The sequence below is a fragment of the Alcanivorax sp. NBRC 102024 genome, from assembly GCF_001602235.1.
Classification (GTDB): domain Bacteria; phylum Pseudomonadota; class Gammaproteobacteria; order Pseudomonadales; family Alcanivoracaceae; genus Alcanivorax.
This window is the reverse complement of record NZ_BDAS01000009.1, coordinates 58,133-80,958: the sequence shown is the minus strand read 5'-3', so window position 1 is coordinate 80,958 and position 22,826 is coordinate 58,133. Positions and strand designations below refer to the sequence as shown.

Below are 22,826 nucleotides of genomic sequence, written 5' to 3'. Positions count from 1 at the left end.
CCGGTGATGGTTGAAGCGTCAGACGCCTTGATCCGGCGTCTGACGGTTTTTCTCTACAGCGTTCCTTCCGCTGCCATTGCCATGTAATCCGGGATAAAGCGCAGCTTCACATTGCTGTCGCTGCCGTAGATGCCTGCGGGCGTTTCAATACCCACAAAGCCGGCGTCCGGGGCGCCTTCGCCCAGCAGCCCATGCTGGAAGGAAAATTCCGCCACTTTCTGCATGGTGTCTTTCAGCTCCGGGCTGTTGACGAAGGCCACGGCCTCGGCGGGCTGATAGAACATGCGGGTGGATTCCAGTTGCGCTTCATAGCCGGCCAGGTCAGTGCCGGAGGCGTTGGCCATGAAGCTCCGGGCGGCCTTGCCGGCCTCATCATCGGCGGACATGGTGGCCATGATTTCGTACCAGGCGCCGGTGAGTGCCTTGCCGAATTCCGGGTTGGCTTTCAGGGTGTCGGTGTTGACCACCATCAGGTCGATGATTTCACCGGGGATCTGCGCCGAGTCGAACACCTTGTGGCTGTCCGGCATGGCGGTGATTTCGCTGAGCAGCGGGTTCCAGGTGGCCACGGCAGTGACACCTTTGGTGGTGAAGGCGGAAACCAGATCCGCATCCGAGGTATTCACCACGGTCAGGTCGCGCTCAGTCAGCCCCACGGTTTCCAGTGCCCGCGCCAGCAGGTAGTGGGAAACGGACAGTTCCACCAGGTTCACCTGCTGCCCCTTGATGTCGGCCAGCTTGTCGGTGCCCTTGAGGACCACGCCGTCGTTACCGTTGGAGAAGTCACCCACGATCAGGGCGGTGGAATCCACGCCGCCGGCGGCGGGAATGGTCAGCGCGTCCATGTTGGTCATGGCGCAGCCGTCATAGGCGCCGGCGGTGTACTGGTTGATGGATTCCACATAGTCATTGATCTGCACCACGTCGATTTCGATGTCGTACTTGTCGGCCCATTTGTCGACGATCTTCTGTTGGGCGCCATAATCCCAGGGCATCCAGCCCACATAGATGGACCAGCAGATGCTGAAGGAGTCTTTGGCCAGTGCGGTCACCGGCATGAGGGAAGTGAACAGGGCAATTGCTGCAACGGCAGCGGTCTTGCGTACGGAAAGGGTCATCTCGGACCTCCTTGGCTACGGACGATGAGGAATCCAATGACAACGTGGTCATCGTGTCCTCCCGGGCTTTTGTCCCGCCGTGTAACCTTCAGCCGCGAATCATGCCAACGACTGCAAGAAGGTCGACTGCTCTCGGACCAGGCATCGGCTGCGCTGTCTGTCGGCGCAGGCGACCGGAACCCTAGCGGTCTATTGGTTCAAATTGTGTTGAGTTGGAAGCCTCTGAATGACTGGGCATGCAAGGAGTCATTGAGAGGCTTCCTAATGGCAACGTGGCCATTCGATTCCTCTCTTTGAAACGAAGCAAAGGGGATGCCAAGTGGTGATAGTAAGAAAAATCAGTAGGTTGGCGCAGAGGGAAAACGAATCGGGAAGAAAGGTGGGCAGTGACGGGGCATTGCCAGCAGCAATGCCCCCAACTGGTGCGGTTATTCCGCGTGGGGTTGATGTTCGATGAAATCCACCAGCGCCTGCCAGCTCACCTGGTCCGCATGGGCATCGTAGCCCACCGGCATGTCAAAGCGTTCCGCCACCGCATCCGCCTTCGGATTGGTGAAACTGTGTTTGACGCCGGGGAAGCTGAGCAGCTGGAAATCGGCACCGGCCTCGGTCATTTCCTTGACGAAGCCGGTGACCTGTTCGGCAGGCACCATCGGGTCGGCCTGGCCGGTTGCCGCCAGAATTCGCGCCTTGATGTCACCTGGCTGGGCGGGTGTGTCGGTGCCCAGGGTGCCATGGAAGCTGGCTACACCGGCCAGATCGGTCCCCATGCGGGCCTGGTTCAGGACCACGCCACCGCCGAAGCAATAGCCGATGGCGAACAGGCGACCGGCTTCTACCTGTTGCTGTTTCAGCATCATCTTGCGGGCGGCTTCGAAACGGGCATTCATCTTCTCCGGCTCGGCCATGGCAGATTTCATGAAGGCTTCCGCATCCTTCGGGTGAGTGGCCACCTTGCCGGTGCCATACATGTCCACCGCCAGGGCAGTATAACCGGCCCGGGCCAGCATACGGGCACGGTCGCGGGCATAGTCATTCAGTCCCCACCATTCGTGGATCACGATCACCCCGGGGCCAGGTTTTTTCTGTTTGTCATTCAGGTACATGATGCCGGTGCCGAGATCGTCGGGCAGGGTGACACGGGTTTCAATGATGTCGCTGAATACGGTTTGACTCATCATAAACAGGGATACCATCAGCAGCAGTCGTTTCATTGCAGGTCCATCGTGGTAGTGGGTTGGGGCGCCTCTCGATCACCGATTGCGAAGGCGGGCTTGCAGGATATTCGGAGGCTTCCTAGTCGTGCCATACCCAGCGTAGGGGTTCACCGAAATCGTCGTAGATCAGCTTGCGGCTGGGGCGTGGGGTCAGCCGTTGGCGGCGAGGTTTGTGCTTGCGCGCATCAATGGCCGCGGCCACCTGGCTCAGGTCCGTGCGTTCGGGCTGTCGCGGGCCGTTGAACAGGACAGTCTGGTGTCCCTTGCCGTGGACAGGATCCGTGCCACTCACGCCACGGGGGATCTCCTTGATCTTTCCGCCCTTGGACAGATAGCGCTCCATGTCGCGCTCAAGCTGGTGGCGTTGCTGTTCTTTGCTGCTGCGAACCTTCACAGGACTCACCGCCGGATAATAATGGGTGACCATTCACAATATCAGCCTCTGGGGGAGGCATCTACCTCCTGACCGGGCTCACTGGGCCAGCGTATCGCGGATGGCCGCTTCCAGCTCTCCCCCTCGCGGCTCGGCGGAGGCCGGGAAATGGCGGATATCCTTGCCGTCCGGGGAGATCAGGTACTTGTTAAAGTTCCAGCCCGGTGCCTGGGTGGCGGCGCCCAGGGCCTGGAATACCGGGTTGGCGCTGTCGCCTTTCACCGCGCTGGTGGCTGCCATGGGGAAGGTGACGCCGTAATTCACATAGCAGACTTCCGCTGTATCGGACTCGCTGTCCAATTCCTGACGAAAATCATCCGACGGGAAACCCAGGACGATCAGCCCCTGTTCCCGGTAAGTCTGGTACAGCGCTTCAAGATCCTTGAATTGGGGGGTGTAACCGCACTGGCTGGCGGTGTTGACCACCAGTGTCAGCTTGTTGCGGGTCAGCGCGCACAAATCCAGTGTCTGCTGGGAGTGCAGCTTTCTGACGGTGGTGTCCAGGGCGTCGGCACACTCATCCGCCGCTTGCGCCGCAGGGGTCAGTAACAAGACAAAAAGAAAGCCCAGGTAACGCACCATGATGATCACTCCATGAAATTGTCTGCACAGGATTCATGAAAGCTGATCAAGATGGCGCGAAGAGAGTCACATTATCGGGCAACCAGTGCCGGAGTCTCGAAATGCACCTGTTTCAGGCCATGGCGCATAAAGGTACGGATATTGGCGTGGTCGCTGCCTTCCGGGTTCCCCAGCACATCGTGGCGGAAGAAATGCCCGAAGCAGGCGAGCGTCTGCTCATCGGACAGGTTATTGAGCTTGGCGAACGCGAAAATCTTGCAGGACCCCTCATTGGTGCCGGCTTCATTCACCACCTGGTCGTCACCACTGCCATTGGTAAAGCGGGCAGGGGTGTAGTCATAGTGCTCGGCGATGACCTCTTGAACCTGCTCGAAGGCAACGGCATCGGGAACCAGTTTCAGAGCAAACAGCAGGGTTTGAAGGGAATTGCTCATGGGGAGTCCTGTTCCTGTCAGAGAAAGGCGCAAAGGGTAGCGGCATCAACGGAACAGGGGAAGGGGGGAGACATGGTTACCCGTTGGAGCCTTGTTCACAAAGCGAAGCGGTTCCCAAACTACTTTGGGTATTCGCCTTGCCAGCAAGGCTCCAACGGTGGGTGCTGCCCGTTCTTCTTTCGGAGAGCCCGTTACTGTAGCGCCGGGTCTTTCGGCATCACCATGCCCGTGCCCTGCAGCGGGTCACAGTTCTTCAGCACCACCTTGCCTTCGAGCATGTTGCCCCGGGAATATTCCTGGAAGATGCACTCGTTGGTTTCCGGGTTGTAATTCTGGATCCATAGGTTGTCGCCTTTCCAGGTGGCACCGATGTGGTACTGCTCTTCAGGCACCTTGATGTTCATGGTGCCGCCAAAGCGTTTCACAAAAATCTGTTCCAGCCAGAAGTAGTAGGCCAGGGTTGCCACCAACCAGATTACGGCGGCAATAATCAGTGCGGGTTTCCATTTGCCCAGGCGAACGCCGATGCCGAACAGGGCACCGATGACAAGTACTGCAACGAGAAACCAGTAAAGGTAGGTAATCATGTTTTCTTCCTTGTTGTCTGAATCGTCTCTGGCATCATAGCAGCCAGTAAAAAGCGGGATGTAAAAACCATGCAAGAGTGGTGGGTGTATATGCTGCGCTGTGCGGACCGGACGCTCTATACCGGTATCAGCACCGAGCCGGCTCGACGCCTTTACGAGCACAACCACAGCCCGAAAGGTGCACGTTACACCCGTGCCCGCCGGCCGGTACAGCCGGTGCTGCTGGTGCCTGCGGGAGACCGGGCGTCGGCCTCGCGGCTGGAAGCTCGGCTCAAGCGGTTGACCCGTAGCGAAAAACAGCAGTTACTGGCGAACCTGCGCGATGACAAGCGCAAGGAACCGCTGTCATTCTGGATTGAAGGAGCAGAGAACCATGACACTTTGGCGTAGCCTTTTTCTGGTCATGCTGGCCGGCTGGCTCAGCGGCTGTGGCATCAACAACATTCCCACCTATGACGAACAGGTAAAGGCCGCCTGGTCGCAGGTGGAAAACCAGTATCAGCGCCGGGCCGACCTGATCCCGAATCTGGTCAATACCGTGAAGGGCTACGCCAGTCACGAGAGAGAGGTGCTGGTGGACGTGACCGAGGCGCGGGCCAAGGTGGGGTCCATCCAGGTGGATGGCAACATACTCAATAACCCGGAAAAACTGAAACAGTTTGAGCAGGCCCAGCGTCAGCTCGGCTCCGCCCTGCAACGGTTGATGGTGGTGGCGGAACGCTACCCGGACCTGAAGGCCAATCAGAACTTCCTGGCCCTGCAGTCGCAACTGGAAGGTACAGAAAATCGCATCAGCGTGGCGCGCCGTGATTACATCGCCGCCGTGCAGCAGTACAACACCGAAATCCGGACTTTCCCGGGGCGGCTGTGGCACAGCTTCCTGTACAGCGACATGGAAATCCGTGAAACCTACGAAGCCACCGCCCAAGAGGCGGATCAGGCGCCGGCCGTCAGCTTCGAATGATGCGCTTATTCACGCTGCTGATCCTGTTGTTGGCGTCGCCCTTGTGGGCGGCGCCGGAATTTCCCGAACTCACCGGCCGGGTGGTGGACAACGCCAACCTGATGACCGCCGCCCAGCGTCAGAGCCTGAGCCAGGCACTGGCCTCGGCGGAACAGAACACCTCCAACCAGGTGGTTGTGGTCACCCTGGCAGATCTGCAGGGCTATGAGATCGCTGATTACGGTTACCAGCTGGGTCGTCACTGGGGCATCGGTAGCAAGGAATCCGATAACGGGGTCCTGCTGATCGTCGCCCCCAATGATCGCAAGGTGCGTATCGAAGTGGGTTACGGCCTGGAGGGGGTGCTTACCGATGCCCTCTCCAGCGTCATCATCCAGCAGGAAATCCTGCCCGCCTTCCGCCAGGGCCAGTTCTACGGTGGCATCCAAGCCGGTGTCACCGCTATACAGGCAGCCATCAAGGGCGAATATCAAGGCGAGCGACAACCCCGTGATAAACCCAGTGGGCTCAAGGCTCTGCTGATACTGATCGGCATGGTCGTGGTCACCTTCCTGCTGTCCTTTGGTGGCGGCGGGGGCCGGGGTGGCCGACGTGGCGGCATGTTTATGCCGGTGCCCATGGGCGGCTTTGGCGGCGGTGGTGGTTTCGGTGGCGGCGGCTTCGGCGGCGGCGGTGGTGGATTCGGAGGCGGTGGCGCTTCCGGTGGTTGGTAACGGGGAGATTGAGAATGTTGCTGGATAAGAATGCACAGGATGCCCTGGCCCAGGCCATCAACGCCCAGGAAAAACGCACGGATGCCGAGTTGGTCACCGTGCTGGCTCGCCAGGCGGATGACTATCGTTATGTGACCCTGCTGTGGGCCGCGCTGCTGTCCCTGCTGGTGCCGGTGGCGCTGTTATTCCTGCCGGTCTGGCTGACGCCCTTTGAAGCCTTGCTGCTGCAATGGGGCGTCCTGCTGGTGCTGGCGGTACTGTTCCGCCTCAAGCCGGTGCAGTTCCGGGTCGTGCCCCGTCGCCTGCAACGGATGCGTGCCGCCGGCCTGGCCCGGCAGGCGTTTCTGGAGCAGGGCCTGCACCGCACCCGTGGCGGCACCGGTCTGCTGATTTTCGTCAGCGAAGCGGAGCACTACGTGGAAATCCTGGCGGATCAGGGCATTGCCCGGCATGTGGACGACAGCGAGTGGCAGACCATTGTGGATGCCTTCATTGCCCGGGTGAAAGCCGGCCGGGTGGCGGAAGGCTTCCAGGAATGCGTGGCCGCCTGCGGTGACAAACTGGCCACCCACGTGCCTGCCACGGAGTCCAAAAACGAGCTGCCCAACCACTTGATCGTGCTCTGACCGACGAACGGTTAACTCCTTCATTTTCCTCACAAAAAGCCTGCCCTGTGCAGGCTTTTTTACTGTGAAATCAGATATTTGACTGAATTCGCATTTTCTTGAATATGAGCAAACAGGGTTATTGCACCGGGTAAAAGCTTCCGGTAACAAGAGAGAGCAAAGGTAAAACGCACGAATAAAAATACCGGCTCACCCCGAATAAGGACTGAGCGGTCGTCACCTCAAAGCAGGGTCGCCATGGACCTTGATGTAGCTGCTTTGACACAGCGAGGAGAGAGACGATGAGACTGTTTCGCGAAAAGAGCGCTGCTGCCATCCCCCCGGTGTTGATCACCGAGTCCAACGACGTGGAGCGCCTCAAAGCCATTGCCCGCAATACCGCCGCCTTCGATCTGGGTGTCCAGGAGGTGGAATGGGAAAACGACCTCCCCGATGATCACGGCTGCATGCGCCTGAAACTCAGCGGCGACTATTACTTCGTGATCCGTCCCTGAGAGTGCGGGGCGTCTTGCAATATACCGTGATGTGGGTAGCCGGCGTGGAGTCAACCGTTACAGGCGAAGAACGCGACGCCTGAGACGGCGCTCACCCCTCTGGTATCCTTCCTGCCTCGTGATAAAGTCGTACCTGAATCAACAATGATCGCAGGGAGCGACACATGAAAACCCCTTTGCTTGCTACCACCGCCATCCTCGGCGCTATCACTCTTTCCACCCCGGTCTTTGCCTCTCACAGTGTCTATGGCGTGCTCAAAGGCGGCTGGACCGATCTGGATGACCGGGATATCCCCTCCGAAGTGGACACCACCGATACCACCGTCTCGCTGCTGGGTGGCGTCAGCTTTCCCCTGGCCCGCGATAGCTTCTTCGTTGGCGTGGAAGGCGGCGCGGTGTGGCTGGGTGACTATGGCGACGGCAATGAAGTCGACATCTCAGGCATCGAAGCCGCCGCCATCGGCAAGGCCCGCATCGCCACCGGCACCGACCTGTTCCTGCGCGCCGGCGCCCTGCGCTGGGACGCGGAATTCGACCACGGCAGCGACGAAGACGGCACCGACGGTTTCTGGGGTGTGGGCTTCAGCTACGGCCTCGATAACCTGAAATTCCGCGGCAGCGTGGACCGCTATTCACTGGATGACGCGGATGTGGAGGCGTATACGCTGGGGCTGGAGTATCGGTTTAACTGATTGGTTGACGGCACACAGTTTGTGGATGGGGGGCACGGAGCAAGACCTGACCCCCAGATATTCACTTCAATACCTGCCGTGATGCCTTCCGGTCAGCCTAAAGCGAACCGGCTTTAACACCCCACAACAGCAAACCCACATCCTCTGCCACACCTTCGCCAGCCACTACATGATGAATGGCGGTGATATCCTCTCCCTGCAGCGAGTCCTAGGCCATGGGAACATCACCATGACAATGCGTTATGCTCATCTAAGCTCGGATCACTTGTCTTCAGTTTTGTTGAAGAATCCAGTTCCGGCCATTATTAATGCCTGAAGATAAGGGAGGGAGCTCCTTGGCTGCGTTGGTTTTTTTTGAATTTGTACTGTTCTTTAATTTAATGGGGATGTGGCTTTGTTACGTTTTTGATAAAAAGATAAAGGAGAAGGTCTATGATGGCCGGTTCGCTTTTATTGTAAGAGATTCGCTTTTGCCGCGTTTTATTTTTATGGGGTCGGTTTTTATTTGGGCTGTTTTTGCTCAGGTGATTTATTGGGGCGGTGATGGGGTCGAGAATTTTATAAATAAGGTTTTGTTTTTTTGGTTGTTAGTCTCGTTTTTATGGTTTTACCTAGACAACATTAGATTTTTAGAGAAAGTGGTTTTTTCGCCATACTTTAAGTTGTTTGCGGCTGCTTATGGTGCAGTTGTTGCTGTATTTAGTTCTTTTTATGTTGACTCTTACCTTTCTCAGCTTGTTGGTATGCCTGCTTCTTTGCTAGGTGGGGTATATGCTGGGATGGTTGTAATCTTCTCGCTATTTCTTTGGGGGGCGACGGTTTCGGTTTTTTTGCTGTTTGTTAGTTTTTTATATGCGCTTCAGAAAGGTGATGATTATAAGGAAGAAGCAGCTATGATTTTTTGCGGCTTTGTCCCTCTTGTGGTGGTTGTCAGTATTGTTCTTTTTTCTGATGAGTTTTTAGGGTCCCCTAATATCGAGAGAAGAATAGTTGAGTACGCTTATTACGATAATTTCAAAGTCGCAGTTGCTGAAGAGAAAATTGAACATTACCGAAGGGAGGATGTTAGAGATGTCAAATGGTGTACGAATCTCCCTGTCACTGAGAAAATTTTATTTCTTCCTAATGCCCAGGTCTCTCGGGCCCGAGAGGTTGATGGAGTGTACCGCTTTCAAATTGAGGACTGCGCCAGAGATCCGATCAAGGTAGGAAAAGAACCGTCTGCCTCAAACCAGAAGTAGGCAACCGGTAGTCAACTTGTAGACAACCACAAAAAAAGGGTTAGAGATTGCTCTCTAACCCTTTGTATTTTGGTAGCAAGGGGCGGACTTGAACCGCCGACCCCAGCATTATGAGTGCTGTGCTCTAACCAGCTGAGCTACCTTGCCATTTGAGGCCGCGAATTTTCCGCGAGGGAGGGGTGGGTGTCAAGCGCTGGGTGCCTGTGTGGGCAATGTTTGATCAGTTGTTGGCAGGGGGAGGGAATTTCTGCCATAGTTGCAGGTCAAATGAAAATGATTCTTAATTGTGAGCCATTAATACTTGACCAAAATGCTCAGGATTACTACGCTTCACGTCAAATACACGCAATAAGGGTGTGGATATGCGCTTGACTACAAAAGGTCGCTACGCGGTGACGGCGATGCTGGATCTGGCATTGCATGCGGCCACGGGCCCGGTATCGCTGGCGGATATTTCCGATCGCCAGGGCATATCCATTTCCTATCTGGAGCAGTTGTTCGCCAAGTTGCGCCGTAGTGGCCTGGTGAACAGCGTGCGTGGGCCGGGCGGGGGCTATCAGCTCAGCCGGCCCAGCGAGGATATTGATGTGGCTGCAGTGATTGCGGCGGTGGATGAATCCGTGGATGCCACTCGCTGTGGCGGTCACGGGGATTGTCAGGAGGGCGACACCTGCCTGACCCATCACCTGTGGTGCGATCTTTCCGACCAAATTCAGGCGTTCCTCAGTGGTATTTCCCTGGGGGAGCTGGTGGCTCGCCAGGAAGTGAAGCAGGTGGCCCAGCGCCAGGACCGTCAGCACCAGCGTCTGCCAGTCAGTAGCCTGTAAGCGATTTCTACACCCCCAACGTTACCCGTGGCGGCGACGGGTCTTTGCCCGGCCGCAACGCTGACGGTGTGGATTCAGGTATAATTTCGTCTCCGTTGCTTCGCCAACTCCCAATCGTTACAAGCCAAGTCGCCATGAGCCAAGCTGTCTATCTCGACTATGCGGCAACGACCCCGGTAGACCCGGCGGTGGTTGATGTGATGGTCCGTCATCTCGGTCCCGAAGGGACCTTCGCCAACCCGGCCTCCCGCAGCCACCTGTATGGCTGGCTGGCGGAGGAAGCGGTGGAATCTGCCCGCCGTCAGGTGGCGGACCTGCTGCAGGCGGACCCGCGGGAGATCGTCTGGACCAGCGGTGCCACCGAGGCCAACAATCTGGCCATCAAGGGCGTGATCGAAGCCCGAGGGGGTGGCCATGTGATTACCAGTGCCACGGAACACAAGGCGGTGCTGGATGCCTGTGGCTGGCTGGAAAAGCAGGGCCACCCGGTGACCTACCTGAAACCGGCTGCGGATGGTCGTATTGATCCGCAGAGTGTGGCCGAGGCGTTCCGTGAGGACACCGTGCTGGTGAGTGTCATGCACGCCAATAACGAGACCGGGGTGATCAACGATATCGCCGCTATCGGCGCCCTGTGCCGCGAAAACGGTGTGTTGTTCCATACCGATGCGGCCCAGAGTGTGGGTAAGCTGGATCTGGATGTGCAGGCCCTGCAGGTGGATCTGTTGTCCGTGTGTGCCCACAAGATTTATGGGCCCAAAGGGATTGGTGCCCTCTATGTGCGCCGTGCACCGGATGTGAAGGTGGCCGCCCAGATTCATGGCGGTGGCCATGAGCGGGGCATGCGCTCCGGCACCCTGGCCACCCATCAAATCGTCGGTATGGGCGAAGCGGTTGCCCTGGCAGCCCGTTTGCGGGACGAGGAAGGTCCCCGTATTGCCGGGCTGCGTGATCGTTTGTGGCAGGGCATCAGCCAGCTGGATGGGGTGAGCCTCAATGGTGAGGGGGCGCCGCGCTTGCCGGGGCACCTCAATGTGGCCTTTGCCGACGTGGATGGCGAAATGCTGCTTACTGCCATGAATCAGGCGGCGGTGTCTTCCGGCTCCGCCTGCACGTCCGCGTCCCTGGAGCCGTCCTATGTGCTCAAGGCCATGGGCGTGCCGGATGCACTGGCCCACGGCTCCATTCGCTTCTCCGTGGGGCGCTTTACTTCGGAGGCGGATATCGACAGGGTGATCGACAATGTGACCCAGGTGATCCCGCGATTGAGAAAGGTGGCGGGTTAATCCTAACCGGCGGCGGGTTTTATCCCCCGAGCGGTTTTCTGCACGGTAGTACCTCCCTGCTATGGTGAATACACACCTGAATGGGAGGGGGTTCTATGCACGGCGTCATTATTTCCAACCTGAAAAAATACGTGGAAGAAAAACTGGGCGAGGACGCCTGGGATAGTCTGCGCGACAAGGCCGGGCTGACCGGCAAGGCCTTTATTCCTATCAGCATGTACCCGGACAGCGATCTGGATGATCTGTTGGCGGCGGCGGTGGAAATCACCGGGCAAGGCCGTGATGACATTCTCAAGGATTTCGGTGCCTGGGTGATCCCGCCATTGATGAAAATGTACCGTTCCTTTATCCCCGAGGATTGGGATGCGGTGACCTTTCTGAAAAATATCGAAGAGCGGATTCACGAGCGGGTGGTGCGCATGAAAGATGCCAGTGCCAAGCCGCCCCATATCAACGTGTCAGAAATTTCCCCGGGTCTGCTGGAGGTGGAGTATCAGTCCCATCGGGATATGAGCTATCTGGCACTGGGCTGTGTGTATGGCGTGGCCGATTATTATGGGCAAAAGGCGACGCTGATGGAGGAGAGGCGGGTGGTGGGTACCCACAGGACCTTCATCATGCGGATCTCCGCCGGGGAGCAGACCCAGCGGGATGCGGTCTGAACGGCGCTGAAGCTAAAGACAGCGTTAACCCATTATCCGTTGGCACCTTGCTCGCAAGGCGAAGGGCAGACCGCTGGCACCGCGCCAGACCAATCCCCTTCGCGTTGCGGGCAACGCGCCAACGGTCCTTTCTTGCCTCGCCCTGATGCGTTCCCGCCAGGGGATGAATCGCGCAAAAACCGAAAAATGTGACCGCCTATGTCACCCGGCGTCCAGTCGCCTGTTGATCCCGGCGCCAGTGGTGGCGCCGGTCGGTTGGACGGTCGTGCCGGCGGCACAGCTCTTGCTGTGTTAACGGAAGAGCCGGCTCGGGAGCAATGACATGCATGGCGTGATCGTGACCAATTTCAAGCGGTATCTGGATGAATTCATCGGCATCGAAGCCTGGAAGGAGGTGGTCTCCACCGCCGGGTTGCAGGGCAAGACCTACCTGCCGGTGGCACTGTATCCGGATGCGGAAATGGAGGCGCTGCTGCGGGCGGCGGAATCTGCCACCGGCCTGCGCCGGGATGATCTGCTGGCGGATTTCGGCGAGTGGGTGATCGGGCCGCTGATTGACATGTACCAGGCCATGATTCCTGCGGGCTGGGACGCCATGACCTTCCTGCTCAACATGCAGCAAATCCACGAGCGGATTCTGCGACTCAAGGACCCGGCGGCGACGGCGCCGAAGATCCAGGTGCACAAGCGCGGCGACGATACCCTGGAGATCCACTACCTCTCCCAGCGCAATATGGCGGCGATGATTCATGGCTCGGTGAAGGGGGTAGCCGCCTATTTCAATGAAACGGCCAGCTTGCTCGGCTCTGAGGCGGGAGAGGGCGGCGAACAGCGGTTTGTGTTCCACATTCAGCCAAACAAGACCCAGGCCCGGGAAGCGGTATAGCGTTTGGCTCGCAGGGGCCCGTAGCGGGTCAGGCTGTCAGGGACTGGGCCTGTTGTTTGATCTTGCCGACCATGGCACGCAGACCGTTGCCGCGGGTGGGGCTCAGGTGGTTTAGCAGATCAATGCGGTCAAAGAAGGCGTCCATGTCGTAATCGTGAATCGCCTGGGGGGATTGGCGGTTCAGGGCGGACAGCACAATGGCAGCCAGGCCCTTGACGATCAGGGCGTCGGAATCCACCGCCAGATAAAGGGTGTCCGCGTCGCTGTCGTAATCGGTTTCCAGCCACACCTGGCTCTGGCAGCCGCGCACGAATCGGTCTTCGGTTTTCAGTTCATCAGGCAGTTCGGGCAGCTGCTTGCCCAGGTCGATGATGTAGCGATAGCGCTCTTCCCAGTCATCCAGGAATTCCAGGTCTTCACTGATGTCCTCGGCGGTAATGTCTTTGCCCAGGGTGATGCTGTGGATATCGAACACGTCGCTTGCACTCCAGAGATAGCTGCAAGCTACAAGCCCCAAGTCTCAAGCTAAACCCGGGGTTCCCCCTTGTAGCTTGAAGCTTGTGGCTTGCAGCTTTTAAAACATTCCCAGCTCGAGCTGAGCCTCTTCACTCATCATATCGCGGCTCCAGGGCGGGTCGAACACCAGGGCCACTTCCACCTTGTCCACGTTGGGCACCTTGCCCAGCCGGTCTTCCACATCGCCTACCAGTACCGGACCCATGCCGCAGTTGGGGGCGGTCAGAGTCATGCGCACCTGCACCACGTTCTGGTCATCGCGCCGGATCACATCACAGCCATAGACCAGGCCCAGCTCCTTGATGCTGACCGGAATTTCCGGGTCGAAGATGGTCTGCAGGGTGCTGTCCAAGTCGTCCTGGCGCACGCTGCCGTCCTCGTTGGCGGGGGCGAAGTCCAGCTTCAGGGGCTCCTGGCCGATGGCGTCCGCGTCGGTGCCATCAATGCGCGCCATATTGCCATTGATGGTCACCGTGTAGGTGCCACCCAGGGCCTGGCGCAGATTCACGAAGCTGTTCTTGGGTATGGTGATGCGGGTGCCGTCCGGCACCTTGCGGGCCGGCACGTCACGCTGAACGACGACGGTTCTCTGTTCTTGCGCCAATTCAGACCTCGTCCACGGTGAAGCTTTCGCCACAACCGCATTCGCCGGTGGCATTGGGGTTGCGGAACTTGAACAGGCTGTTGACGCCCTCGGTGACGTAATCAATGACCAGGCCATTGAGCATGGGCAGCCATTTCTCCGGCACGTAAAGGTTCACGCCGTCGATCTCGAACAGCTTGTCGCCGTATGTGGGTTCTTCCACAAAGTCCAGGGTGTACATGAACCCGGAGCAGCCGGATTCGTCCAGATCCAGACGGATGCCGCTGGCACTGGCGCGCTGGATTTCCCGCAGGGCCTGTTTGTTGGCAGCCTCGGTCAGGTGAAGGGTGACCTGGCCGGGTTGGAATGTCTGAACTGTCATGAAATTACCTACCTTGCATTAGCGCATGGTTCGTAGAAGCGTCGCTGGCGGCGCGATGACTTGCGATCAGCGCTGGCTTATCGCGCCGCCAGCGACGCTCCTACGGAAAGGTTTTCCGTGTTGCGTGCCGCCTGTTGCGTCTGGCGTTATCAGAGAAAGGTCTTCACCTTCTCCAGCGCCTCGAACAGGCGATCCACCTCATCAAGGGTATTATAAATCGAGAATGACGCCCTGACTGTGCCAGGAATGCCGAGCGTGTCCATCAGCGGCATGGTGCAGTGATGGCCGGTACGTACCGCCACCCCCTGTTTGTCCAGCAGCATGCCCACGTCCGCCGGGTGAGCGCCTTCCAGCAGGAAGGACAGCACACTGACCTTATTGGCGGCGGTACCGATGATTTTCAAGCCGTCGAAAGCCTCTGCCTGTTTGGTGGCGTGAACCAAAAGGGAGTCTTCATGGGCTTGCAGTGCCTCCCGGTCCTGCTGATTGAACCAGTCGATGGCGGCGGCCAGGCCGATAGCCCCGGCAATATTGGGGGTGCCGGCTTCGAATTTGTAGGGTAGCTGATTCCAGGTGCTCTTTTCGAAACTCACCGTTTCGATCATTTCGCCACCGGTCTGATAGGGCGGCATGGCTTCCAGCAGCTCGCGGCGGCCGTAGAGTACACCGATGCCGGTGGGGCCGAACAACTTGTGGCCGGAGAAGGCGTAGAAATCCACATCCAGGGCCTGCACATCCACCGGAAAGTGGCTGACTGCCTGGGCGCCGTCGATCACGGTAATCGCACCGGCCTCACGGGCCTTGGCGACCATGTCCTGCACCGGATTCAGGGTGCCCAGGGCATTGCTGGCATGGCCGATGGCCAGGATTCGGGTGCGCTCGCTGAGCAGCTGGTCAAAAGCCTCCAGGTTCAGGCTGCAATCCTCGCGCAGCGGGATCACTTTCAAGGTGGCGCCGGTGGCCAGGCAGGCCTGTTGCCAGGGCACGATATTGGCGTGGTGTTCGCTGGTGCTGATCAGCACCTCGTCGCCGGGCTGCAGGCGCTCACGGCCGATGCAATGGGCGACGATGTTGATGGACTCGGTGGTGCCCTTGGTCCACAGGATCTCTTCGCGGCTGGCGTTCAGGAAGCGGGCCACGGTTTCCCGGGCACCCTCGAACTGGCCGGTGGCCAGGTCGCTGAGATGGTGGGCGCCCCGGTGCACATTGGAGTTCACCGTGCGGTAGTACTGCTCCAGCACATTCAGCACCGCGGCCGGTTTCTGGGTGGTGGCACCGTTATCCAGATACACCAGCGGCTTGCCGTTAACCTGTTGATCCAGGATCGGGAACTGCGCGCGAAGGGCTGCCACATCAAACGTCATTACGCGGCGTCTCCGGCCGGGTTGGCATGGGTCAGTTCTGCTTCCAGCCAGGGCTGGGCCCACTCGGTCACGGCCCCATGGGGCAGGGCCATCAGCAATTCGTTAACGAAACCCAGGCTCAGCATGCGCTTGGCTTCGGCAGCGGGGATGCCGCGGGATTGCAGGTAGAACTGCTGACCGGCATCCAGCTGGCCGACGGTGGTGCCGTGGGCACACTTCACGTCGTCGTTGTAGATTTCCAGCTCCGGCTTGGTGTTGATTTCGGCACCGGGGTTGAGCAACAGGTTCTTGTTGGACAGCTCCGCATTGGTACCGCTGGCGCCCGGGTGTATATGGATGCGGCCATTGAAGACCGCCTTGCCGCTTTCACCGGCCAGGCCCTTGAAGTTTTGATCGGACTGGCAATTGGGCACCGCGTGCTCCACGCACAGCTGGTTGTCCACGTGGCTCTTGTCGCGCACCACGAAGATGCCTTTCATATTCAGTTCGGCGCCGCTCTTGCTGACCAGGGCGCGCACGTCGTTGCGGCGCAGGCGGTTGCCGGTCATCAGCTGGTAGCTGTCCACCTTGCTGACGCCCTGCTGATCAATGATCAGGGTGCCGATGTGCAGGGTGCTGGCCTGCTCACCCTGCAAGCGGTAGTGAGTGAGCTGGGCGTTGTCGGCGGTGATCAGGGCGGTGACCGCATTGGTCAGGGCCTGGCCTTCCGCGTGATAATGCTCAATGACGGTAGCTTCGGCGCCGCTGTTGAGTTTGACGATCACGCGGGGGTTGCAGTGTGCCGGCGCGTCACTGGCACTCTGGATCTGCACGTGGATCGGCTGCTCGATACGGGTATTGGCGGCCACTTCCAGTACCACCGGCTGGCCGCAGACGGCGCCGTTATAGGTGGCAAAGGGGGTCTGCAGGCCGTTTACCGCGGGTGCGTCATGATGGAGATTGACGCCGGCGGGCAGGGTGCTGCCCTGCAGCTGACCATTGTTGATGGTGACCACAAACTCGCTCAGTGCCGGCAGGGGCTGGCGGATCTCGCCATTGGCAACCGCGTTCAGGTGACCGTCGGCCAGGGCCTGCAACGAGGTGTACTTCCAGCGTTCGGTCTTGCGTTCCGGGAAGCTGGCAGCCTCCAGGTCGGTCAGCGCATCGCCGTCACTGCCGTGGCGGCGGGCGTTGGCCAGGGCCTGGGTTTTCAGGTCAATGGCGAGGTCGCTTGCAGAGAGACTCATGCGGACTCCTCTTCTCCTGTGAGCCAGCCGTAGCCTTTCTTCTCCAGCTCCAGGGCCAGTTCCTTGCCGCCAGACTTGATGATCTGGCCGTTGGACAGCACGTGCACAAAGTCCGGCACGATGTAGTCCAGCAGACGCTGATAGTGGGTGACCAGCACGATGCCGCGCTCCGGGCTGCGCAGGGAGTTAACGCCCTTGGCCACGGTCTGCAGGGCGTCGATGTCCAGGCCGGAGTCGGTTTCGTCGAGCAGCGCCAGTTTCGGCTCCATCAGCAGCATCTGCATGATTTCGTTGCGCTTTTTCTCACCACCGGAGAAGCCTTCGTTGACGCCACGCTTGAGGAAGCTGGCGTCCAGGTTCACCTGTTTGCAAGCCGCACGGGCCTGGCGGAGCAGGGTGACCGAGTCCCACTCTTCCTTGCCCTGGGCACCGCGCACGGATTCCAGTGCCGCCTTGAGGAATTCCATGTTGGAGACACCGGGGATTTCCACCGGGTACTGGAAGGCCAGGAACAGGCCAGCCTGGGCGCGCTCTTCCGGTTCCAGGTCCGCCAGGCTCTTGCCTTCAAACAGGGCTTCACCACCGGTGATTTCGTAGTTGTCACGGCCGGCCAGCACATTGGCCAGGGTGGATTTGCCGGAGCCATTGGGGCCCATGATGGCGTGGACTTCACCCGGGTTCACGGTCAGGTTGAGGCCCTTGAGAATCGGCTTGTCCGCTACGGTGGCGTGCAGATCACGAATTTCCAGCATGTTTTGATGCGCCTTTCGGTTGGGCTGGGTTCCAGCCCCGGTTAATCAGGGTGTTGTAGGAGCCATGCGTGCATGGCGAAGGGGTTGCGATGGTTCGCCATGCGAGCATGGCTCCTACAGTGTCATCGTCAGGGAAGGGGCTTAGCCCACGGCCCCTTCCAGGCTCACTTCCAGCAACTTGCCCGCTTCCACGGCGAACTCCATGGGCAGCTCCTTGAACACCTCTTTACAGAAGCCGTTCACGATCATGGAGACCGCTTTTTCCGGGTCGATACCGCGCTGGCGGCACAGGAACATCTGGTCGTCACTCACCTTGGAGGTGGTGGCCTCGTGCTCAATGGTGGCCGAGGGGTTTTTCGACTCGATGTACGGGAAGGTGTGCGCGCCGCAGGTGTCGCCCAGCAACAGGGAGTCGCACTGGGTGAAGTTGCGGGCGTTTTCCGCCCGGGGGCTGATCCGCACCAGGCCGCGGTAGCTGTTGCTGCTGCGACCGGCGGAGATGCCCTTGGAAATAATGGTGCTCTTGGTGTTCTTGCCCAGATGGATCATCTTGGTGCCGGTGTCCGCCTGCTGCATGTGGCGGGTCAGGGCCACGGAGTAGAATTCACCGATGCTGTTGTCGCCACGCAGGATCACGGAGGGGTACTTCCAGGTGATGGCGGAGCCGGTCTCTACCTGGGTCCAGCTGATCTTGCTGTTTTCGTGGGCCACGCCGCGCTTGGTGACGAAGTTGTAGATGCCACCCTTGCCGTTTTCGTCGCCCGGGTACCAGTTCTGCACCGTGGAGTACTTGATCTCCGCGCCGGGCAGGGCCACCAGCTCCACCACGGCCGCGTGCAGCTGGTTTTCGTCCCGCTGGGGCGCGGTGCAGCCTTCCAGGTAGCTTACATAGCTGCCTTCGTCGGCGATGATCAGGGTGCGCTCGAACTGGCCGGTGTTGGCCTCGTTGATACGGAAGTAGGTGGACAGCTCCATGGGGCAACGCACGCCCTTGGGGATGTAGACGAAGGAGCCATCGGAAAACACGGCGCTGTTCAGGGCGGCATAGAAGTTATCGCCCTGGGGCACCACGGAACCCAGGTATTTCTGGATCAGTTCCGGGTGGTTCTGGATGGCCTCGGAAATGGAGCAGAAAATCACGCCCGCTTCCCACAGCTTCTCTTTGAAGGTGGTGAATACGGAGGAGGAGTCGAACACCACATCCACGGCAACGCCGGCGAGCATTTCCTGCTCGTGCAGGGGAATGCCCAGTTTTTCATAGGTGGCCAGCAATTCCGGGTCCACCTCGTCCAGACTCTTCGGGGCGTCATCCAGGCTCTTGGGCTTGGAATAGTAGGACACCTTGTTGAAGTCGATAGGGTCGTGGTGCAGATGGGCCCAGCCCGGGGAGGGCATTTCCTGCCACTTGCGGTAGCTGTCCAGGCGCCATTCGAGCATCCATTCCGGCTCTTCCTTCTTGGCGGACAGGAAACGGATGACTTCCTCGCTCAGCCCCGGGGGCAGGGTTTCGGTGTCCACCGTGGTGGTGAAACCGGCCTCGTAGTTGGAGCGGATCAGTTTGTCCAGTTCAGCTTGGCTCATAGGTCAGGGCCTGATGTTGAATACCAGAGTAATTTAGTCAGGTATTATACGCCATTCGTGAGCGCTGTCGACCACTGGCCGGGGAGAAGCGGGCTTTCGGCCGGCTCCCGGTGGTGGCAGGGCGGCAGGCCCGTGGCGGGGGCGGCAACGGTATCATAATTCACCCTGCTTGCGTATAATCCGCCGGTTCCAAAGGGGTGGCAGTGGTCTTTGCGTCCGCAAGGTGCCGGATTGCCCCTTCTCTGCCTGGGGGAGCTTGTTTTGGGTTCCCGGGGACCATTTAACGTAAATTCTGGAGTGAACTGACTGATGGCTGTTGAGCGCACCCTCTCTATCATCAAGCCTGATGCCGTGGCCAAGAACGTAATTGGCGACATCGTATCCCGTTTCGAGAAGGCTGATCTGAAAGTGGTTGCCATGAAAATGGTACACCTGAGCGACGAACAGGCCGGTGGTTTCTACGCCGAGCACAAGGAACGCCCCTTCTTCAAGGATCTGGTGTCCTTCATGACCAGCGGTCCGGTGATCGTGCAGGTTCTGGAAGGCGAAGACGCCGTGACCAAGAACCGTGACCTGATGGGTGCTACCAACCCCAAGGATGCGGAAGCCGGAACCATCCGTGCCGATTTCGCTCAGACCATTGACGAGAACGCGGTACACGGCTCTGACTCCACCGAGTCTGCTGCCCGTGAAGTGGCTTACTTCTTCGCTGACGAAGAACTCTGCCCGCGCACCCGCTAAGATAGCGAGTGAGCACCTCCAGCCACGGCCTCTGGCCGTGGTTGGCGTTTAAAGGAAACCCGGTTTCCTACTGGAGAATGCAATGACAACCCAACAGAAGGTCAATCTGCTCGGTCTTTCCCGTCCGCAAATGGAAGAATTCTTCCTGGCGATGGGCGAGAAGAAGTTTCGTGCCCAGCAGGTACTCAAATGGATCCACCACCATCAGGCGGATTCCTTCGAGCAAATGACCGATGTGGGCAAGGCATTGCGCCAGAAACTGTCCGAGGTGGCGGAAATCCGTGGCCCGGAGGTCGCCCATGAGAGCATCAGCCGCGATGGCACCCGCAAATGGGTGTTCGAACTGAGCGGTGGGGGTTCTGTGGAGACCGTTTTTATTCCTGATGGTCGCCGTGGCACCTTGTGTGTGTCGTCCCAGGTGGGCTGTGCCGTGGACTGCAGCTTCTGCTCCACGGGCAAGCAGGGTTTCCAGCGCGATATGACCAGCGCCGAGATCATCGGCCAGGTGTGGCAGGCCAGCCGTGCCTTCGGTCCCCGTCGCAATCTCGGCGAACACCCCATCACCAATGTGGTGATGATGGGCATGGGCGAGCCCATGCTCAATTATGACAATGTGCTTACCGCCATGCGCATCATGAAAGATGACCTGGGTTACGGTATCGGCAAGAAGCGCATTACCCTGTCCACCTCCGGCCATATTCCGAGGATGGACCAGCTCAGCCAGGATCTGGATGTGTCGCTGGCCGTCAGCCTGCATGCACCCAATGACGAGCTGCGCAACGAATTGGTGCCGCTGAATCGCAAGTACCCGCTGAAAGAATTGATGGCGGCCTGCAAGCGTTACAGCGACAACATCACCCACCGTCACAACACCATTACCATGGAATATGTGATGCTGCGTGATGTGAATGACAAACCGGAACACGCCCGTCAGCTGGTCAAGCTGCTTAACGGTATTCCGGTGAAGGTCAACCTGATCCCGTTCAATCCTTTTCCCCATGCCGGTTACGAACGGTCACGGAAAAGCGATATTCTGGAATTTCATAAGTACCTGAATGACAATGGATTGCTGACCACCGTAAGGACAACGCGCGGTGACGATATCGATGCCGCCTGTGGTCAGCTGGTGGGGCAGGTGCAAGATCGGACCCGGCGCAGTGAGCGCTGGAAGCAATCCATTTTTCATCGCTCCGAACAAACCGATAACAACACAGCGCAAGCGCAATGAGACGTTTTTTTCGGGTTTTTCCAGGTCTGCTGATCGCAGGCCTGTTGGCCACCGGGTGTGTCACGGTGGAATCGGGGCAACGGGAAGTCAATCTGGATGATGCGGTGAGCAGCCGCGTGGCGGCCGGGCTGCAGTACCTGCAGCAAGGCGATCCTGCCGAGGCCCGTCGTCATTTCTCCCGGGCTCTTGAGCATAAAGATGACAGCGCCGTGGCGCACAATGCCATGGCTCTGCTCTACAAATACGAGAATGACCCGGAGCGGGAAGAATTCCACTACAAAAAAGCTTTGCGGGCAGATCGTGATTACGCGCCGGCGCTGAACAACTACGGCACCATGCTGTACAGCCGGGGCGCTTATCAGGAAGCGCTGGAAAAGTTCAAGCGCGCCGCGAACGACCCGTCCTACCAGGGCCGCGGCAGTGCCTGGTCGAATATAGGCCGCTGTTACCGCCAGCTCGGTAATGACGAGGCGGCACAAAAGGCGTTTGTGAAAGCCATCCGTCTCGACCCCCGGGCCGTGATGCCGAATCTGGAACTGGCGGAGCTGTATTTCCGGCAGGACCGTATGCGTCTGGGTTGGGATTATTACCAGCAGTATCTGCAGCGCAGTGGCCGCCAGAGTGCCCGGTCACTATGGCTGGGCATTCGCCTTGCCAGCGATCTGGGGTACGCGGATCAGCAGTCCAGCTATGAGCTGGCACTGGAAAATATCTATCGTCGCTCAGCGGAATACCGCGAGTGGCAGAATTGGAAAGCCTCTCAGGAGAGCGGGAAATGAGCGATAACATGGTCGTGCTACCGGGTGAACGTTGTCGCAAAGCCCGTGAGGCACTGGGCTGGACCCCTGCCGAAGCGGCAAAGCGCATGCACCTTTCCCAGAGTTACCTGGTGGCTCTGGAGGCCGATGATTACGAGCGTCTGCCCGAAGCAACCTTCGTTAAAGGGTATCTGAAAAATTACGCCAAGCTGTTGGGACTGCCGGCGGATGAAATCGCCAATACCTTCCAGCAGATGGTGAACGATGATGCCTTCGACAAGCCGCTGGATCTGCCCAAGATGGCCCCGCCGCCGTCCGTGTGGCGCAAGCCGTTGCTGGCGGTGGTGGCGCTGCTGGTCGTGGTGGCGTTGCTGATCTGGCTGTGGCCGGAAGAGGAAGCGCTGGCGCCATTGTCCAACTCTGGCATGAATACACCGGAAGAGCGTGCGTCTGTTCCGGCCGATGAAGAGGTCGGCGGCGAAACTGGCCCTTTTTCCAGTGAGCAGGAGCCGGCCCCGGAGCAGGGCGCCGGTGACCCGCTCGCCCCCCAATCCCTTGACGATACCGCCAACGACGACCAGCCTGAAGAGACCGGGGCTGCGGTAGACGGCGAAGGCGTAGAGAGTGCAGACAGTGCGGACCGAGTCGAAAGCAGCGACGAACCGGCCCCGAGCATGCTGGCCGAAAACGGCCTGGACCGCCTGTTGATGGCTTTCTCCGGCAACTGCTGGATCAGCGTCAAGGACGCCACCGGCCGCACCCTTCGCCAGGGTGAGCAGCAGGGCGGCACCTCTTTGCAGCTGGATGGCAAAGGGCCGTTCAGCCTGACCCTGGGTGATGCCGGTGCCGTTGATGAATTGATCCTCAACGGTGAGGTTGTCACCTTACCGACGAATTCCCCCGGTACAGTTGTGCGAGTCTCCATTCCCTGAT

Annotated in this window: 28 protein-coding genes, 1 tRNA gene, 1 pseudogene and 1 riboswitch; of the genes and pseudogenes, 16 read left to right on the top strand and 14 right to left on the bottom strand. The window is 59.0% G+C overall.

Going from position 1 to position 22,826, the window contains the following annotated elements:
* Positions 1–53: 53 nt before the first annotated feature.
* The 6 genes from A0251_RS13740 to A0251_RS13715 all read right to left on the bottom strand — a co-directional run bounded on the left by A0251_RS13740 (position 54) and on the right by A0251_RS13715 (position 4,371).
* Complete coding sequence (locus tag A0251_RS13740; RefSeq protein WP_062817411.1) at positions 54–1,118, bottom strand: putative urea ABC transporter substrate-binding protein; 1,065 nt, start codon at positions 1,116–1,118, stop codon at positions 54–56.
* 56 nt (positions 1,119–1,174) lie between these two features.
* Positions 1,175–1,314: riboswitch (guanidine-I (ykkC/yxkD leader) on the bottom strand.
* A gap of 232 nt (positions 1,315–1,546) precedes the next feature.
* Positions 1,547–2,332, bottom strand: coding sequence for a dienelactone hydrolase family protein (locus A0251_RS13735; protein ID WP_062817410.1), 786 nt, complete (start codon positions 2,330–2,332; stop codon positions 1,547–1,549).
* Positions 2,333–2,414: 82 nt separating this feature from the next.
* Positions 2,415–2,762, bottom strand: a complete 348-nt coding sequence (locus tag A0251_RS13730; protein WP_231865977.1) for a hypothetical protein — start codon at positions 2,760–2,762, stop codon at positions 2,415–2,417.
* Between the two features lie 45 nt (positions 2,763–2,807).
* Entirely contained in the window at positions 2,808–3,350 is a 543-nt protein-coding gene (locus tag A0251_RS13725) for a glutathione peroxidase (RefSeq protein WP_156478297.1), read from the bottom strand.
* A gap of 71 nt (positions 3,351–3,421) precedes the next feature.
* The gene (locus A0251_RS13720) at positions 3,422–3,784 is read right to left on the bottom strand and encodes a HopJ type III effector protein (protein ID WP_062817409.1); all 363 of its coding nucleotides are present in this window, start codon (positions 3,782–3,784) and stop codon (positions 3,422–3,424) included.
* A gap of 191 nt (positions 3,785–3,975) precedes the next feature.
* Positions 3,976–4,371 carry a hypothetical protein gene (locus tag A0251_RS13715; RefSeq protein WP_062817408.1) on the bottom strand — a complete coding sequence of 132 codons (396 nt, stop codon included), beginning with the start codon at positions 4,369–4,371 and terminating at the stop codon, positions 3,976–3,978.
* Positions 4,372–4,440: 69 nt separating this feature from the next.
* Here A0251_RS13715 and A0251_RS13710 point away from each other — a divergent pair, with 69 nt between their 5' ends.
* The 8 genes and pseudogenes from A0251_RS13710 to A0251_RS13680 all read left to right on the top strand — a co-directional run bounded on the left by A0251_RS13710 (position 4,441) and on the right by A0251_RS13680 (position 9,101).
* Positions 4,441–4,761 carry a GIY-YIG nuclease family protein gene (locus A0251_RS13710; protein ID WP_062817407.1) on the top strand — a complete coding sequence of 107 codons (321 nt, stop codon included), beginning with the start codon at positions 4,441–4,443 and terminating at the stop codon, positions 4,759–4,761.
* Positions 4,745–5,335 carry a LemA family protein gene (locus tag A0251_RS13705; RefSeq protein WP_062817406.1) on the top strand — a complete coding sequence of 197 codons (591 nt, stop codon included), beginning with the start codon at positions 4,745–4,747 and terminating at the stop codon, positions 5,333–5,335. The genes A0251_RS13710 and A0251_RS13705 overlap by 17 nt, the downstream gene beginning before the upstream one ends.
* On the top strand, positions 5,332–6,048 hold the full coding sequence (locus A0251_RS13700) for a YgcG family protein (protein ID WP_231874239.1): 717 nt from the start codon (positions 5,332–5,334) through the stop codon (positions 6,046–6,048). Before A0251_RS13705 ends, A0251_RS13700 begins: the two co-directional genes overlap by 4 nt.
* A gap of 14 nt (positions 6,049–6,062) precedes the next feature.
* Positions 6,063–6,674: a TPM domain-containing protein gene (locus A0251_RS13695; RefSeq protein ID WP_062817405.1), complete on the top strand. Its 612-nt coding sequence runs from the start codon at positions 6,063–6,065 to the stop codon at positions 6,672–6,674.
* Between the two features lie 281 nt (positions 6,675–6,955).
* The gene (locus A0251_RS13690; protein ID WP_062817404.1) at positions 6,956–7,168 is read left to right on the top strand and encodes a hypothetical protein; all 213 of its coding nucleotides are present in this window, start codon (positions 6,956–6,958) and stop codon (positions 7,166–7,168) included.
* Positions 7,169–7,332: 164 nt separating this feature from the next.
* On the top strand, positions 7,333–7,860 hold the full coding sequence (locus A0251_RS13685; RefSeq protein ID WP_062817403.1) for a hypothetical protein: 528 nt from the start codon (positions 7,333–7,335) through the stop codon (positions 7,858–7,860).
* Between the two features lie 115 nt (positions 7,861–7,975).
* Positions 7,976–8,176: pseudogene (locus tag A0251_RS17250) on the top strand (tyrosine-type recombinase/integrase); the annotation flags it as partial.
* Positions 8,169–9,101: a hypothetical protein gene (locus A0251_RS13680; protein WP_062817402.1), complete on the top strand. Its 933-nt coding sequence runs from the start codon at positions 8,169–8,171 to the stop codon at positions 9,099–9,101. The pseudogene A0251_RS17250 and the gene A0251_RS13680, both read left to right, overlap by 8 nt.
* 70 nt (positions 9,102–9,171) lie before the next feature.
* On the opposite strand, the gene A0251_RS13675 is transcribed toward A0251_RS13680, so the two are convergent.
* Positions 9,172–9,248: transfer RNA gene (locus A0251_RS13675), tRNA-Met, on the bottom strand.
* 215 nt (positions 9,249–9,463) lie between these two features.
* Between A0251_RS13675 and iscR the strand changes: the two genes are divergently transcribed.
* From iscR to A0251_RS13655, 4 genes are all read left to right on the top strand, one after another.
* A complete protein-coding gene (gene iscR / locus A0251_RS13670; RefSeq protein ID WP_062817401.1) occupies positions 9,464–9,928 on the top strand; it encodes a Fe-S cluster assembly transcriptional regulator IscR in 465 nt (154 codons plus the stop codon).
* 134 nt (positions 9,929–10,062) lie between these two features.
* On the top strand, positions 10,063–11,214 hold the full coding sequence (locus A0251_RS13665) for an IscS subfamily cysteine desulfurase (RefSeq protein ID WP_062817400.1): 1,152 nt from the start codon (positions 10,063–10,065) through the stop codon (positions 11,212–11,214).
* Between the two features lie 95 nt (positions 11,215–11,309).
* The gene (locus A0251_RS13660) at positions 11,310–11,876 is read left to right on the top strand and encodes a heme NO-binding domain-containing protein (RefSeq protein ID WP_062817399.1); all 567 of its coding nucleotides are present in this window, start codon (positions 11,310–11,312) and stop codon (positions 11,874–11,876) included.
* Positions 11,877–12,198: 322 nt separating this feature from the next.
* Entirely contained in the window at positions 12,199–12,762 is a 564-nt protein-coding gene (locus tag A0251_RS13655; RefSeq protein WP_062817398.1) for a heme NO-binding domain-containing protein, read from the top strand.
* 28 nt (positions 12,763–12,790) lie between these two features.
* On the opposite strand, the gene A0251_RS13650 is transcribed toward A0251_RS13655, so the two are convergent.
* The 7 genes from A0251_RS13650 to sufB all read right to left on the bottom strand — a co-directional run bounded on the left by A0251_RS13650 (position 12,791) and on the right by sufB (position 19,166).
* Positions 12,791–13,237, bottom strand: coding sequence for a SufE family protein (locus A0251_RS13650; RefSeq protein ID WP_156478296.1), 447 nt, complete (start codon positions 13,235–13,237; stop codon positions 12,791–12,793).
* A gap of 99 nt (positions 13,238–13,336) precedes the next feature.
* The gene (sufT, locus tag A0251_RS13645) at positions 13,337–13,882 is read right to left on the bottom strand and encodes a putative Fe-S cluster assembly protein SufT (protein ID WP_062817396.1); all 546 of its coding nucleotides are present in this window, start codon (positions 13,880–13,882) and stop codon (positions 13,337–13,339) included.
* Between the two features lies 1 nt (position 13,883).
* Complete coding sequence (locus tag A0251_RS13640; RefSeq protein ID WP_062817395.1) at positions 13,884–14,243, bottom strand: iron-sulfur cluster assembly accessory protein; 360 nt, start codon at positions 14,241–14,243, stop codon at positions 13,884–13,886.
* Between the two features lie 149 nt (positions 14,244–14,392).
* Positions 14,393–15,607 carry an aminotransferase class V-fold PLP-dependent enzyme gene (locus A0251_RS13635; protein ID WP_062817394.1) on the bottom strand — a complete coding sequence of 405 codons (1,215 nt, stop codon included), beginning with the start codon at positions 15,605–15,607 and terminating at the stop codon, positions 14,393–14,395.
* A complete protein-coding gene (gene sufD, locus A0251_RS13630) occupies positions 15,607–16,833 on the bottom strand; it encodes a Fe-S cluster assembly protein SufD (RefSeq protein ID WP_062817393.1) in 1,227 nt (408 codons plus the stop codon). The genes A0251_RS13635 and sufD overlap by 1 nt, the downstream gene beginning before the upstream one ends.
* Positions 16,830–17,585, bottom strand: coding sequence for a Fe-S cluster assembly ATPase SufC (gene sufC / locus A0251_RS13625; protein WP_062817392.1), 756 nt, complete (start codon positions 17,583–17,585; stop codon positions 16,830–16,832). Before sufC ends, sufD begins: the two co-directional genes overlap by 4 nt.
* 141 nt (positions 17,586–17,726) lie before the next feature.
* Positions 17,727–19,166, bottom strand: coding sequence for a Fe-S cluster assembly protein SufB (gene sufB / locus A0251_RS13620; RefSeq protein WP_062817391.1), 1,440 nt, complete (start codon positions 19,164–19,166; stop codon positions 17,727–17,729).
* Between the two features lie 309 nt (positions 19,167–19,475).
* Between sufB and ndk the strand changes: the two genes are divergently transcribed.
* The 4 genes from ndk (at position 19,476) to A0251_RS13600 (ending at position 22,825) form a co-directional block, all read left to right on the top strand.
* A complete protein-coding gene (ndk, locus tag A0251_RS13615; RefSeq protein ID WP_062817390.1) occupies positions 19,476–19,907 on the top strand; it encodes a nucleoside-diphosphate kinase in 432 nt (143 codons plus the stop codon).
* Positions 19,908–19,989: 82 nt separating this feature from the next.
* Positions 19,990–21,135 (top strand): 23S rRNA (adenine(2503)-C(2))-methyltransferase RlmN, encoded by a 1,146-nt coding sequence (gene rlmN / locus A0251_RS13610; RefSeq protein ID WP_062817389.1) that lies wholly within the window; start codon positions 19,990–19,992, stop codon positions 21,133–21,135.
* Positions 21,132–21,914: a type IV pilus biogenesis/stability protein PilW gene (pilW, locus tag A0251_RS13605; protein ID WP_062817388.1), complete on the top strand. Its 783-nt coding sequence runs from the start codon at positions 21,132–21,134 to the stop codon at positions 21,912–21,914. The genes rlmN and pilW overlap by 4 nt, the downstream gene beginning before the upstream one ends.
* Positions 21,911–22,825 (top strand): RodZ domain-containing protein, encoded by a 915-nt coding sequence (locus A0251_RS13600; RefSeq protein ID WP_062817387.1) that lies wholly within the window; start codon positions 21,911–21,913, stop codon positions 22,823–22,825. The genes pilW and A0251_RS13600 overlap by 4 nt, the downstream gene beginning before the upstream one ends.
* The last annotated feature ends 1 nt before the right edge of the window (position 22,826 follow it).

Coding starts and splice junctions, on each gene's coding strand:
- A0251_RS13720 (WP_062817409.1), bottom strand. CDS start 3,784: ATGAGCAATTCCCTTCAAACCCTGCTGTTTGCTCTGAAACTGGTTCCC.
- iscR (WP_062817401.1), top strand. CDS start 9,464: ATGCGCTTGACTACAAAAGGTCGCTACGCGGTGACGGCGATGCTGGAT.
- sufD (WP_062817393.1), bottom strand. CDS start 16,833: ATGAGTCTCTCTGCAAGCGACCTCGCCATTGACCTGAAAACCCAGGCC.
- A0251_RS13710 (WP_062817407.1), top strand. CDS start 4,441: ATGCAAGAGTGGTGGGTGTATATGCTGCGCTGTGCGGACCGGACGCTC.
- sufC (WP_062817392.1), bottom strand. CDS start 17,585: ATGCTGGAAATTCGTGATCTGCACGCCACCGTAGCGGACAAGCCGATT.
- A0251_RS13705 (WP_062817406.1), top strand. CDS start 4,745: ATGACACTTTGGCGTAGCCTTTTTCTGGTCATGCTGGCCGGCTGGCTC.
- pilW (WP_062817388.1), top strand. CDS start 21,132: ATGAGACGTTTTTTTCGGGTTTTTCCAGGTCTGCTGATCGCAGGCCTG.
- A0251_RS13730 (WP_231865977.1), bottom strand. CDS start 2,762: ATGGTCACCCATTATTATCCGGCGGTGAGTCCTGTGAAGGTTCGCAGC.
- A0251_RS13735 (WP_062817410.1), bottom strand. CDS start 2,332: ATGAAACGACTGCTGCTGATGGTATCCCTGTTTATGATGAGTCAAACC.
- A0251_RS13695 (WP_062817405.1), top strand. CDS start 6,063: ATGTTGCTGGATAAGAATGCACAGGATGCCCTGGCCCAGGCCATCAAC.
- A0251_RS13660 (WP_062817399.1), top strand. CDS start 11,310: ATGCACGGCGTCATTATTTCCAACCTGAAAAAATACGTGGAAGAAAAA.
- A0251_RS13690 (WP_062817404.1), top strand. CDS start 6,956: ATGAGACTGTTTCGCGAAAAGAGCGCTGCTGCCATCCCCCCGGTGTTG.
- A0251_RS13665 (WP_062817400.1), top strand. CDS start 10,063: ATGAGCCAAGCTGTCTATCTCGACTATGCGGCAACGACCCCGGTAGAC.
- A0251_RS13700 (WP_231874239.1), top strand. CDS start 5,332: ATGATGCGCTTATTCACGCTGCTGATCCTGTTGTTGGCGTCGCCCTTG.
- A0251_RS13635 (WP_062817394.1), bottom strand. CDS start 15,607: ATGACGTTTGATGTGGCAGCCCTTCGCGCGCAGTTCCCGATCCTGGAT.
- ndk (WP_062817390.1), top strand. CDS start 19,476: ATGGCTGTTGAGCGCACCCTCTCTATCATCAAGCCTGATGCCGTGGCC.
- A0251_RS13740 (WP_062817411.1), bottom strand. CDS start 1,118: ATGACCCTTTCCGTACGCAAGACCGCTGCCGTTGCAGCAATTGCCCTG.
- A0251_RS13655 (WP_062817398.1), top strand. CDS start 12,199: ATGCATGGCGTGATCGTGACCAATTTCAAGCGGTATCTGGATGAATTC.
- rlmN (WP_062817389.1), top strand. CDS start 19,990: ATGACAACCCAACAGAAGGTCAATCTGCTCGGTCTTTCCCGTCCGCAA.
- A0251_RS13715 (WP_062817408.1), bottom strand. CDS start 4,371: ATGATTACCTACCTTTACTGGTTTCTCGTTGCAGTACTTGTCATCGGT.
- sufB (WP_062817391.1), bottom strand. CDS start 19,166: ATGAGCCAAGCTGAACTGGACAAACTGATCCGCTCCAACTACGAGGCC.
- A0251_RS13685 (WP_062817403.1), top strand. CDS start 7,333: ATGAAAACCCCTTTGCTTGCTACCACCGCCATCCTCGGCGCTATCACT.
- A0251_RS13725 (WP_156478297.1), bottom strand. CDS start 3,350: ATGGTGCGTTACCTGGGCTTTCTTTTTGTCTTGTTACTGACCCCTGCG.
- A0251_RS13680 (WP_062817402.1), top strand. CDS start 8,169: ATGCCTGAAGATAAGGGAGGGAGCTCCTTGGCTGCGTTGGTTTTTTTT.
- A0251_RS13640 (WP_062817395.1), bottom strand. CDS start 14,243: ATGACAGTTCAGACATTCCAACCCGGCCAGGTCACCCTTCACCTGACC.
- A0251_RS13600 (WP_062817387.1), top strand. CDS start 21,911: ATGAGCGATAACATGGTCGTGCTACCGGGTGAACGTTGTCGCAAAGCC.